10 protein-coding genes and 2 pseudogenes are annotated in these 12,382 nt (G+C 52.4%); 10 read left to right on the plus strand and 2 right to left on the minus strand.

Translation table 11 applies throughout. The features are described from left to right. From RCH87_RS08095 to RCH87_RS08115, 5 genes are all read left to right on the plus strand, one after another. On the plus strand, positions 1–1,326 hold a 1,326-nt coding region (locus tag RCH87_RS08095), incomplete at its 5' end, for a hypothetical protein (protein ID WP_306516202.1). Positions 1,327–1,329: 3 nt separating this feature from the next. Further along, complete coding sequence (locus tag RCH87_RS08100) at positions 1,330–1,761, plus strand: hypothetical protein (RefSeq protein WP_306516203.1); 432 nt, start codon at positions 1,330–1,332, stop codon at positions 1,759–1,761. 194 nt (positions 1,762–1,955) lie between these two features. Then, entirely contained in the window at positions 1,956–2,168 is a 213-nt protein-coding gene (locus RCH87_RS08105) for an AlpA family transcriptional regulator (RefSeq protein ID WP_306516204.1), read from the plus strand. Then, positions 2,168–2,746, plus strand: coding sequence for a hypothetical protein (locus RCH87_RS08110; RefSeq protein ID WP_306516205.1), 579 nt, complete (start codon positions 2,168–2,170; stop codon positions 2,744–2,746). The genes RCH87_RS08105 and RCH87_RS08110 overlap by 1 nt, the downstream gene beginning before the upstream one ends. After that, positions 2,743–4,041, plus strand: coding sequence for a hypothetical protein (locus RCH87_RS08115; RefSeq protein WP_306516206.1), 1,299 nt, complete (start codon positions 2,743–2,745; stop codon positions 4,039–4,041). Before RCH87_RS08110 ends, RCH87_RS08115 begins: the two co-directional genes overlap by 4 nt. 1,161 nt (positions 4,042–5,202) lie before the next feature. Here RCH87_RS08115 and RCH87_RS08120 read toward each other — a convergent pair. After that, positions 5,203–6,693, minus strand: a complete 1,491-nt coding sequence (locus RCH87_RS08120; protein WP_306516207.1) for a peptide MFS transporter — start codon at positions 6,691–6,693, stop codon at positions 5,203–5,205. 432 nt (positions 6,694–7,125) lie between these two features. On the opposite strand from RCH87_RS08120, the gene RCH87_RS08125 reads away from it, so the two are divergent. The 4 genes and pseudogenes from RCH87_RS08125 to RCH87_RS10415 form a co-directional block, all read left to right on the plus strand. Beyond that, positions 7,126–8,175: a siderophore ABC transporter substrate-binding protein gene (locus RCH87_RS08125; protein WP_306516208.1), complete on the plus strand. Its 1,050-nt coding sequence runs from the start codon at positions 7,126–7,128 to the stop codon at positions 8,173–8,175. 172 nt (positions 8,176–8,347) lie between these two features. After that, positions 8,348–9,367: an ABC transporter permease gene (locus RCH87_RS08130; protein ID WP_306516209.1), complete on the plus strand. Its 1,020-nt coding sequence runs from the start codon at positions 8,348–8,350 to the stop codon at positions 9,365–9,367. Beyond that, positions 9,360–10,442, plus strand: a complete 1,083-nt coding sequence (locus tag RCH87_RS08135) for an iron chelate uptake ABC transporter family permease subunit (RefSeq protein ID WP_306516210.1) — start codon at positions 9,360–9,362, stop codon at positions 10,440–10,442. Before RCH87_RS08130 ends, RCH87_RS08135 begins: the two co-directional genes overlap by 8 nt. Next, positions 10,439–10,918: pseudogene (locus RCH87_RS10415) on the plus strand (ATP-binding cassette domain-containing protein); the annotation flags it as partial. The gene RCH87_RS08135 and the pseudogene RCH87_RS10415, both read left to right, overlap by 4 nt. Positions 10,919–10,936: 18 nt before the next feature. Here RCH87_RS10415 and RCH87_RS10420 read toward each other — a convergent pair. Continuing rightward, a pseudogene (locus tag RCH87_RS10420) lies at positions 10,937–11,362 on the minus strand (hypothetical protein); the annotation flags it as partial. On the opposite strand from RCH87_RS10420, the gene RCH87_RS08145 reads away from it, so the two are divergent. Continuing rightward, positions 11,318–12,283: an arsenic resistance protein gene (locus tag RCH87_RS08145; protein WP_306516212.1), complete on the plus strand. Its 966-nt coding sequence runs from the start codon at positions 11,318–11,320 to the stop codon at positions 12,281–12,283. The pseudogene RCH87_RS10420 and the gene RCH87_RS08145 sit on opposite strands and share 45 nt — an antisense overlap. The last annotated feature ends 99 nt before the right edge of the window (positions 12,284–12,382 follow it).

Genomic DNA, 12,382 nt, shown 5'->3' on the forward strand with positions numbered 1-12,382 from the left:
GCTGCTAGGGGTGTAGATATTCGGGGTTTGGCACACACTTTTTGTCGTTTAACCCATAGCCGGTTTGGACAGATACGGAAAAACGGCAACAAGTTTTACCCGCGCTACATGTATAAAGGGGTCTATTACAAACCGGGGCGTGGATTCCCTAATAAATCCCTTGCACGGCAATGGCTGACAGCTGAAGAGGATTACCTCAGTAAGTGTGAAGCGTTTGGAAACCCGTGGAAGTCTCCAGAGCAAAGACAGGCAGAGCAACAGCGCCAACAACAGCGTTCTAGCTTTATCGTCGCTGATCTAGCCACTGAATGGCTGCAAGCTAAATTTAATTCCGGTGCTTGGAAAGGTTCGACCTATGACACCAACGAGAGCGTGCTAGATTCCCGGCTGCTAAAAATTACCGGTGTTGCCGGTGAACTGCGAGATATACCCGTCGCTAAAGTAACCAAAGCGGACGCACGCCGGTGGTGGGACGCTGTGCAGTCGCAACAACCTAAAGAGGTGCGCCGCAACAACCATGGACGAACGCTGTTGCAACAGGTCTTCCGGTATGCCGAACAGTGCGAGTATATAACCCGGTCGCCTGCAGCTGATCTTACGAAACAGAAACCGCCGCGCGGGCCGGTGGTAGAAACCCCAATGCCGGGCTTCGATGAACTCAATACTGTGTGCAATGCCGTAGGGGAGAATTGGCGCTTGCCTGCAGCGCTGTGCTTGTTTCATGGCTTGCGTGGGGAAGAAACTCTAGGTCTGCAGCGTAAGCACTTGATCTATGACAAGCAGGCAGACCGGTGGACTATTCAAGTACGCCAAACGAGGGTGAAGGAACGTAACAGGGATAGTGATAACCCGGCGCGCCGGTATTCGATGGTGGTAGGCCCGCCGAAAACAGAGCATTCACGTCGTGATGTACCGCTTGCCCCGCGTTACAACGAGCTTATTCGTAACCACTTGGATAAGTGGGTAGGTGATTCCCCGGATGATTTTGTGACCGTTACAAGGGATAAAACACCGTCGTGGGATTCGGGTTTTCGTGATGCGGTTGCACGGCAACGTGATGCCGCTGGTTTTGATTGGGGCCGTAACTCTCTGCACGCGGGTCGTGGCTACGTCTACACGCTGTTGCGGAACGAGGGCTTGACCGATAAGCAGGCAGGCAAGTTCATTGGTGATACTGACACTGAGGTATTGCGTAAGCATTATGAGCGCCTGCAGCCGCAACGTATGGATGATGCAGTAGCCCGGATGTTTGCCAAGGATGCTGAACGAGCGCGCCGGGCTAGTGGTGAGAATGTAATCAACTTGGATGACAGAAAGCAGGCTTAATCGGTGAAGAAAAAGAAAAGTAAACGGGTTCCACATCGCGCGATAGGGGCGGGGTTTACCTATCCTCTTACGGTAACGATGGATGACGGTGTGATTCTTGGAACGGTTGGTGTAAGTAGGTTCGGCGTCAAAGAAAATCAGTTTTCGATCTTAGAAGCATTCAGTAGAAAAGATGAGGATAAGCCGTTCGGTTATCCCCAGACTCCAGCATTTCAACCAAAAACCCGTAAGTCGCGTGATCGTTCCACAGGTAAGGGGCTGTCGGTGCAAAAATTGAAAGTTGATGGTGTTTGGAAAAAGTACTTAGTTTTTCCGGACGGTCGTAAGGTGCGCGATGAGAAAGTATGTGCGGTCATTAAGTTGTTGCACGATAAGAAAATTAAGCGGGTGTCTGTGACGGGGTTTTGGGCAGTGGTTGACGCGCTGAATCTGTGATGATGAGGTTAGTGACGGGTAGGGGGTTGACTAGTCCCTACCAGTTCGCTAAGGTGTTCTGTTAAGTGAGCTGACATTTTCAGTGGATAGCGGAAGACTCGACCCGCTTGAGGGCCCATAATGGGCTGTCAACGCTAGCCCCGTTGGGAGATGGGGCCATTCGGAATGCTTTATTATTCCGGAAAGGCCAGATTATGGCTAAGTCTTCTATGCGCGCCGATTTTATTACCCGCGCTGAAGCTGCAAAAAAGTGCAGCGTATCCACAAAGACCATTGACCGGCTGGTAGCCCGTGGTGAGCTTAAAGCGGTGTTTTTCACTCCCCGCGCTACCCGGATTTCTGTGGCATCACTCGATGACTATATTGCTAGGCACACTAGCGCCACCGTGTTCGGGGGCGTGGCTTAATGAGCGAACAAAGCAGAACCCCCGCCATAAACGACGAGGGAACGCAACAAGTTGATACGTCATATTCTATCACGTCTTTAGAGATAGCTCTACTGCATGGCTTGTTTTGGTGCCCGGCGCGCCGGGTCTGCGAGATTGCGGACGGTCTGGAGCGTCTGGATTTTGCCGATGATGACCACTATGAAATTTTTGGTCTCATTGTCGCTAATGCCCGTGCGGTCGTTAAGCAGTCACCTGAAGAGTGTTTGAACCCGGAGTTGGTGCGAGCTGAACTACGTGATGCTGGCAAGTTCACTGAGTCGATGTCTCATAAAATGCTTGCTGTGGCTAGCACCGGAAGACCGTCGGTAAACCCGGTAGAACTAGGTGAGATAGTTAAGAAGTTGCGTCTAGAGCGTACCCGGCGCGGTATGCGATGTGCCGCCGATGGACTGCATGCCGCCGCCGCAAATGGTTCCACCGCTGATATGGCTAAGGCTATTGACGATACAAAGTATTTGGCTGTGCTGGCTGATCGCGCCGGGCTGAATACTAGCCTTTTCAAGTCGTTGATTCGGCTAAGGGGGTGGCATAAATGAGTGAGCAAAACACAGTGCGCTACAACCCGTTGAGTGATGATCGTCGCCGTGAGATTGAGCGTGAGGTTTTTGATGGTAGCGGGCAAGCTTTAACCCAGTTGAGGGAAGTCTCTCGCAACTATGGCTACAGCCCGATGGCGTTTCTCATTCAAACCATTCAGTGGGTGTTATCTGCCATGCCCGCCGGTTGTGTGCTGGATGCAGGGCGCGGGCCGATAAGCCTAAATCTGTTCAGTGTGGTCTATGGGGTTCCAGGTGGTGGTAAAGATTCCTTAGCTAATGACATTGCAGAGCTAGTAACCATTGACGATGCTGGTAACAGAATTGAACCAGTTGAGGGATTTCTAGGCAGTGGTGAGGGAGTGCTAGAACAACTGCAAAGCACAGACAACAAACCTGAACCTATTTTGTTTCGTGAGTCTGAAGTAACCCAATTAGGCACCTACCTAGATCGCCGTGATTCGTCGCTAAGGTCTGTGTTGCTGAAGATGTTTTCTGGCAACCCGTTGGGCAATTCCACCAAGCAGGAAAAGATTAAGGTTGCTAGAAATAGATACACAGCTGGGGTGTGGGTAGCGGTGCAACCTGAAAAGGCCTATGTCATTCTCGGAGGGGAAGACGATGGGCTAAGGCATCGTTTTGTGTGGGTTGATTGTGTTGATGCTGATGCTCTGGAGCTACCGCCACGGGAAGGTGACTTGCATCCGGTGGTGATTCCGAAAGAGGTAATTAAAGGAAGGCCTATTGGATTTCCTGAGATTGCGCGGGAAGAAACACTGAAAGCACGTTATCGCGCTGTGCGTTATGGCGAGTCTAATGGCACTAGTGGACACCGTAACCTTATCCGTGCCCGTCTTGCCGCCGGTCTAGCCTTACTGCATGGCAATAGAAGCGTGTCTGAAGCTAACTGGCGCCGCGCCGGGGTGCTGATGGATTACAGCGATAGTGTTCGTGACTATGCCGCGTCGGTGACTGCTAACCACGAGGTTGAGCGTAAAGCACAGCGGGCCGCTGTAGAAGATGATGCAGAAACGCGCGTCCATAAGAACCGTACTGAGAAATTGCGCACCACGATTTTTAAAGCCGTTCATGCCCATGGTGAGCGCGGGGTGTCGTGGTCTGAAGCAACTCAGAATCTAAACAGCAAAATTCGGGGTAAGCATGTTGCTGATGGCCTACTGGAGCAATTGGCCACCGCCGATGTGGTGCATGCCGACGAAACTAGTGGCAAGCGGATGCTGATGCCCGGTACTAATTTCAATGCTGCTTATGCCGCTGAAGCCGGTAGCGCTTAGGCTTCCTGCCTGATTGGCCGGGTGTCCTACCTGTCCTACCGTCCTATGCAGCGTATGGGGCATTTCGGGTGTCCTACGCGGTGTCCTATCCGTCCTACCGGCTAAGGCGACGTTGTTGCGGTGTGAGTTCAATAGGACGGCAATAGGACGCCAATAGGACGGGCAAAAACGCTCTGACCTGCATAGGACACATAGGACGCATAGGACACCACCCCCACCCAAACACGCCACCGCAACCATTACCGCGCCGGGTATCTAGCCTTATCGCTAAGTGTGTCTGTATGGCCGTCTCACGGCTTCCGCTAGCCGGTTGCCTAAACCCTTCCTTGGTGATGCTGACGGTCTGCCACACGGGCCTACGTGCTGAATTATTCGGGAGTATGCCGAAGCACCCTCCCCCGTCTTGTCTTGTGGGTGCTGTCTCTCTCTCCAGTGCTGTAACTCACTTGACTGGTTCTGTGGCTGTAGGGGTTAGCGCTGTGGGGCATGTTAGCTACGTGAACCCACCAGGCCCGGCGCGCTAGGGGTGTCTTTGTTGCTGAATCCGGCTGAAGTAGACGCGCTGTGTGGCTGTCTAAGGCGATAAGTACCCGCCGGTGGTGTGGTTGTACCCTTGGATTGCTTAGAATGGCCCTGAGTGCATTACTGTTTTGCCTGGTTATCGGCTATTTTCTAGCCGTGCTTAGGCTTCGGGGTTGGTGTCGCTGCCACGGTGTACCCGGTCATTTTTGTCCGTGTAGTCTTGCCGGTACTTTCTGTCATTTTTGGAATAAAGTCCTAGCCGTTGCGCCCGCTTATTTTTGAGCGCGTAGCCTTGCCGTGGTGATCTCAGTAGATGGTTCACAACGGACTGCAGCGCACCGGGTAAATATGGCGCTTGCATATTTAGACAGTATTTAGACACAACGACATTGAAGGAACTTGAAAAATAGGCTTTAACCTGCAGGTATTTGAATTGCTGTGTAAGTCCCGGCAGCTCCACTTTTTGCATTTCCCCTGGTCGTTAACGACCAGGGGTTTTGCTGTATCTGAATCCAAGAATTGGTTGAAGGCGATTTCATGGCGTTGAAGGTGATCTCATGGCAATGCATTGGTTGATCACCTATGCGCTGCTCGCGATTCGTGCAGCCTGGCGAACCCGTCCGGTTTGGCTAGGCGCGCCTAGCGCACGCCGCGCATGAGCTTCAAGATCGGCTTGCGGCCAAAGAAAACCGCCAAGCCGCCGATCAGCGACATGATCGCCATCGTGGAGAAATAAGCGATTTCGTTTTCGCGGCTGTAGAACTGGGCCATCCAGCCAGCCAAGGTGGTGCCCATACCAATTGAGGTCCAAAACAATGCCATCATTTGGGCTTTGTGCGCACCTGGCGCGAGCTTGGTCGCTAGGGAAGTGCCAGTCGGCGAGATGCACAATTCGGCCATCGTGATGACGAACAGCACAGCGACCAGCCAGCCGACGTTGACGAGGTCTTGGTTGCTGGGAATCAGGAAGATGGAAAAGGCAATGCCGGCTCCCACCAAGCCGAGCGCGAATTTGGACACGATTGACGGCTGCTTATCACCCATCTTCGTCCACATGACAGAAAATAGGGTGCCAAACAGGATGATAAACAGCGGGTTGATGGAATTGAACAGGCCTGGTTTGAGCTCCATGCCGAAGATATTCCAGTTCAGGCGCGTATCGGAGTAGATCGCCATCACGGTGAATTGCTGTTGGTATAGCGACCAGAAAATCACGCTGCCGAACCACAGTGGGACGAAAGACTTCACGCGAGAGTGCTCTGTTTCGTTGGTTTTGTCGCTGCGGAACAACACGATGAACAACACAATCGCGCAGATTGCGATTAGCCCGATCACCCAGGATTCGATGTTGTCTGGGTTGAGCAATCCGGTGAAGACCAACGCAATCACTACAGCGATGAACACCACCGTTGCCAATAGGGCTTGGCGCTTTTCTTTCGCTGATGCTGGGTTGGAGACATGGTGTACGTCGGCAGGCAAGTTCTTGCGGGTGAAAGAGTACTGGATCAGACCCAGTGCCATGCCGATGGCGGCGATGCCGAAACCAAGGTGGAAGCCGGAAAAATCCCAAGCAAAGTTGGTGGCCAACGGGCCCAGCAACGCGCCGAGATTGATGCCCATGTAGAAGATGGTGAAGCCAGCGTCGCGGCGGGTGTCCTTGAGAGAATACAGCGAGCCGACGAGCACCGACGCGTTAGTTTTCAGGCCACCGGAGCCAATGGCGATCAGTACCAGGCCGATAACCACACCACCTAAACCGGGAATCAGCGATAGCGCGATGTGTCCGGCCATAATGCCGATCGCGGAATAGTACATGGTGCGCTCAGGGCCGAGTACTTTGTCGCCGAGGTAGCCGCCGACAATCGCCATGAGGTAGACCATGCCGCCGTAGGCGCCGATCACACCGGTGGCAGCAGCTTTATCCAGACCCAGCCCGCCGTCTGCGACTGAGTAATACAAATAAAAGACCAGAATGATCTGCATTCCGTAGAAGGAAAAGCGTTCCCACATTTCCACGAAAAACAGGTTCGCTAGCATACGCGGGTGGCCAAAGAACGTGGCAGAACTGGCTGCCGGCGCAGTCTGTTCTGTTGCGGCGCCGGATTCTTTGCCCGGCTGCGAGAGAGACATATAAGTACCTCGAACTTACTCACGAAAATGATTACTTGAACAGAATAAAACTACGCGTTTGTTCTGTGAACACCGGGATAAAACTCGCCTGCGCCTAAATATATTGAGTGTTTACTAAGCTAGCGGTATGAATAAAAATTCGCGGCTGACTCGACTCACAAACTAACTAGTCCCTGATCGCGGGTGATTGCGTGCGTTTCTTCACAAACGGGGGTGGAGGCAAATTTCGGAAATCTCTGTGAAAATACTGTTGAGGTAATAGTTTTCTAATATATCTTCCGCAGGTCTGGGTGTGAAAAGAATAGGCAACCCTTGTGGAGTAAGCAATTACTCAATAAGGTTAACCTTTGGTTGTGTGACTTTGCTGTCAATACACAGAAAACTGCCAGACTTTGAGAATGTACACCACCCTAGAGGAGAAGTGAACGAAGCATGGCTTCCGTGAAAACCCGTTACTCTGTCATTGCTGGTCTAGCAGCAACAAGCCTTGTCCTTGCAGCTTGCTCGAACGAGGACACCGCTGACACCAGCGCAGATTCCACCACTGCTGCAGAATCAAGTGCAGCTGACTCTACCGCTGATGCTGCTTCCGGCGGCGACACCATCAGCATCGAAGACAACCACGGCACCCAGGAAGTACCAAAGGATGCTAAGGCAATTGCGGCCACCGACAACCGGTCGTTTGAAATCCTGGAAAAGTGGGGCGTTGAATTGGTTGCGGCTCCAAAAGCTTTGGTGCCATTCACTGTCGATGCTTACCGAGAAGATGACTCCGTAGCTGATATGGGCATGCACCGTGAGCCTGATCTGGAGGCTTTGGTTGCGGCACAGCCAGACTTGATCATCAATGGACAACGCTTTCAGCAGCACTACGATGACATTAAAACGCTGAACCCGGACTCCGCCATTCTGGAATTTGAGCCTCGTGACGACGAAGACTTTGCGGAGGAACTCCGCCGACATGCATTGGGCTTGGGAGAAGCGTTGGGTCATGAAGACGAGGCACAAGAGCTGGTCGACGACTTCGATGCTGCCATCGAGCGTGCGAAAGCAGCTTATGACGGTGAATCCACGGTGATGGCGGTCAACGTCTCCGGTGGCGAAATCGGCTACGTTGCACCATCGGTTGGCCGTACCTACGGTCCAATCTTCGATTTGCTGGACCTGAAACCAGCCCTCGAGGTAGATGATGCTTCATCCAACCACAAGGGCGACGACATTTCTGTAGAGGCGATCGCAGAATCCAACCCAGACTGGATGTTTGTTCTGGACCGCGAAGCTGCGCTTTCTGCACGTCTGGAAGCTGACTACCAGGCAGCTCAGGACGTTATCGAAGGTGCTGCAGCGCTGCAAAACGTGGTTGCAGTGAAAGATGGTCAGGTAGTTTATGCACCGGTAGATACCTACACCAATGAATCCATCATCACCTACACGGAGATTCTCAACGACATCGCTGATGCTTTCGAGGCAGCGAAGAAATAAGATCCTAGCTCTGGCGTGTGCGCGGGGAATGAGACTCTGACTGCGCGTGTACTACACGCATGAGCTGCCGGCCGAGGCTACGATTTCGTAGCCTCGGCATTGCCATGATTATCGGCCGGAGAACTCTCCGGTGACTAGCCGTCATAATTAAAAGGGGATAGAGGCGCACGATATGACCACTGCGACAACGCCTGATGGCACACACTCTGCGGCGGGAAGACCACGTCGTAGTGCGCAAACGCGGTCGAAATTACTTGACTGGAAACTTCTCGTCGGCATCGTGGTTGTCGCCGGGTTGCTCGTGGCGTCACTGATGGTTGGTGAATACAACATTTTCGACGCTGCCAATGGCTCGGAGATGTTCTTCATTACCCGCCTTCCTCGTACCATTGCATTGATCCTGGCCGGTGCCGCGATGGCTATGTCGGGGTTGGTCATGCAGCTGCTGACGCAAAACCGATTCGTAGAGCCGACGACGACCGGTACAACGGAGTGGGCTGGCTTAGGTTTGCTGTTCGTCATGTTTTTCGTGCCGACAGCCAGCGTGCTCGAGCGCATGATCGGCGCGGTATTTTTTGCCTTTGTGGGCACCATGGTGTTCTTTTTGTTCCTGCGCAAAGTTTCGTTGCGATCCTCGCTGGTGGTGCCGATTATCGGCATTATGCTCGGCGCGGTGGTCTCGTCAATCTCGACGTTTTTTGCCTTGCAATTCGATATGCTGCAATCGCTGGGCATTTGGTTCATGGGCTCGTTCACTTCGGTGTACAAGGGACAGTACGAGGTGCTCTGGATCGTTGTTGCCATCGCCGTCGCGGTGTTCTTTTTCGCGGATCGTTTGACCGTCGCGGGCTTAGGTGAAGACATCGCGACGAACGTCGGAGTGAACTACGCCCGCATGGTTTTGATCGGCACTGCCTTGATAGCGGTTGCCACCGGTGTGGTTACTGTAGTCGTGGGCTCTCTGCCATTCTTGGGTCTGATCGTGCCGAACGTCGTCGCAATGTTTCGCGGTGACGACTTGCGCTCTAACTTACCCTGGGTGTGCTTGATTGGTATTGCGATCGTCGTGGTTTGTGATTTGATTGGCCGCACGATCATCAGCCCGTTCGAAATGCCGGTTTCCGTCATTCTGGGAATCGTTGGTGCGATTGTCTTTGTCACTTTGATTGTTAGGCAGGCTCGTCGTGGTTAACGCACAGAAAAAACAAGCAGCCGAAGCTTCCGACTCCAGCACGCAGTCGGGCAAAAAACCGGCATTGATCCGGGAGCGCCGTGCATCTGCATTCCAGAGCACCGCTGCCGCCCGGAAATATTGGATCATTTTCGGTGTCTTAGCTGTTATTGCTGCCTGTTGTGCTTTCGGCCTACTGGCTTATGGCAATCCGATGCCTTTCGGAACCGAGCAATTCTGGCTGATTGCCGAGCGGAGACTGAATGCGGTGATCGCTATGGCCGTCGTCGCGATCTGCCAGGCTACCGCGACCGTGGCGTTCCATACAGTGACGAATAACCGCATCATTACCCCGTCAATCATGGGTTTCGAGTCACTCTATGTGTTGATTCACACCTCGACGGTGTTCTTTCTGGGTGCTGCTGGATTAACCAATGCGCGGACCTTGTCGACGTTTGTTTTTCAAGTCGTCGTCATGATCTTGCTCTCGCTCATCCTATATTCTTGGCTGTTGACGGGACGGCATGCGAATATGCATGCGATGTTGCTGGTAGGCATCATCATCGGTGGCGGGCTGGGGTCTATCTCCACCTTCATGCAGCGCTTGCTCACCCCTTCTGAATTTGATGTTCTGACTGCCCGCCTGTTCGGTTCGGTCAATAACGCGGACACCGATTATTATCCGGTAGCTATTCCACTTTGCCTTGGTGCGGCTGCTGTACTCTATGCTCTCTCTCGGCGTCTTAACGTTCTGAGCTTGGGCAAGGACGCAGCTATGAATCTGGGGCTAAACTACAAATTCTGGTCGATACTGACCTTGATCTTGGTTTCTGTCCTGATGGCGGTGTCCACTGCATTGGTCGGACCGATGACGTTCTTGGGCTTTCTGGTGGCAACCTTGGCATACCAGTTTGCGGATACGTTTGACCACCGCTTTATCTTCCCGATGGCCGCGTTGACTGGATTCTCGGTTCTAAGCGCTGCCTACTTCATTTTGAACCACGTTTTCTACGCTCAAGGTGTCGTATCGATCGTCATCGAGCTTGTCGGTGGCTCTGTCTTCCTATTTGTCATTTTGCGAAAGGGACGCTTGTGATTAATCTGCACAACCTGCACAAGGCCTACAGCAGTGAGGTCGAGATTGGCCCGGTCAATCTAGAGATTCCCGCTCAAGGAATCACTGCGCTCGTTGGTCCCAACGGTGCTGGCAAATCAACTTTGCTCACGATGATCGGGAGATTGTTAGAACCTGATGCGGGTGAGATTACGGTGGGTGGAGTCGATGTATTCAATACCAAATCGAAAGATTTGGCCCGGATTCTCTCGATTCTGCGGCAAGAAAACCACTTTATTACCAAGTTGACTGTGCGCCAATTGGTTGGATTTGGGCGTTTTCCTTATTCCGGTGGACGATTGACCGCTGAGGATGAAGAGGTCATCTCCAAATACATCGACTTTTTGAACCTCACGGCGTTGGAAAACCGCTACCTCGATCAGCTTTCCGGCGGTCAGCGTCAACGTGCTTATGTGGCGATGGTGCTTTGCCAAGAAACCGATTATGTCCTTCTCGACGAGCCACTGAACAATCTCGATATCGCACACTCGGTGGAGATGATGCGCCACCTTAAGCAGGTTGGCCCAGAGTTCGGCCGTACGATCATTCTGGTTCTGCACGATATCAATTTTGCTGCGCGTTACGCAGACTATATATGTGCTGTAAAAGACGGCCAGATTTGTGAATTCGGTACTCCAGACGAGGTTATGACGGACGACATTCTGACCGGGATATTCAACACGAAAATCTCCGTGATCGATGGTCCAGATGGCCTTATTGCCTGTTACCACTAGCAAGTAGTGAATTCTACGGTGGCAGAAATGAATGCCAGTGCGAAAGTGTTTGTCAGTGCAGAAGTAATTCCCGCCGGATGAAGAAAACGTTGATACGGGGGCGGAATGGCAAACCACGAGAAAATGAGCACTAAACCGGCGGGTTGCTTGAATTTTCTGGACAAACATCAGGTTGGAATTTATTTAGTAGCAATTATCGGGGGATTGCTTGTCACGCCGAGAAACCTGGAATGGCTTTTAGCGCCAGTGCTCGGGCTGCTCATGCTGTCGACGTTTGCGGCGCTGCCACTGCAGAAAGTCCGGCCGGCGCCGCGCCTCACAGCGATTATTCTGGTGTTGAATTTTGTCCTAGTAGCAGCAGTTATAGCAGTCCTGACAATTCCGCTGAGAACACAACCCGTCCTGCTAGCCGGGGTAGTCATGGTGCTATTAGCACCGTGCATTGATTACGTGGTTCCATTTTCTGGGCTCGCCGGAGCCGCCCATGATCGTTTACTCGCGATCACCCCGGTGTTGTTTATCGTGCAACTCGCAGTCCTGATGGTCGTCCTTCCGCTAATCATCGGGCACGACTTTGCCGCAACCGCTCTGTGGCCGATCATCCGCTCCGTAGTCTTTCTGTTAGTAGTTCCACTGTTTATTGCCTGGATAATGCAAAGAGCGACGCGATCAACACATAGTGCCTGTATAGCTCAGCTCGGGCGCAAAACTTTGCTGTCCTGCGAAATCGCCATGGTTCCGTTGATGGTGCTGACCTTGTTCGCCATTACCGCGACATACGGTGCAAATGTCTTGCACAATCTGAACGAACTGGTCCCGGTTTTGGTGATTTACGCAATGTTCGCGGCGATTATGGTGCTAATCGGGGTAATGACCGCAAAAAGTTTTCGGTTGGGCGCAAAGGATGGCATTGCGACGGTCTTTTCTGGAGTTACCCGAAATTCGTTGGTCATTATGCCGATTGCTCTAGCGCTGCCGGCTGGTTTCGAAACTGTTCCAATGGTGATCGTTGCGCAAACATTAGTTGAACTATGCGTCATGCTTGCGTTGATCAACAGTGGACCCTACCTGCGGAAACTTTTACAATAAACCGCGAATTTGCATTGTGTTTACTTATCGCTTAAGCTTATCCGAGTCGCCGCGAGGGGCTGACAGAGAAAATAACTTCACAAGATCAAGGTTTTGATG

Source organism: Corynebacterium sp. (genome assembly GCF_030826625.1).
GTDB lineage: Bacteria > Actinomycetota > Actinomycetes > Mycobacteriales > Mycobacteriaceae > Corynebacterium.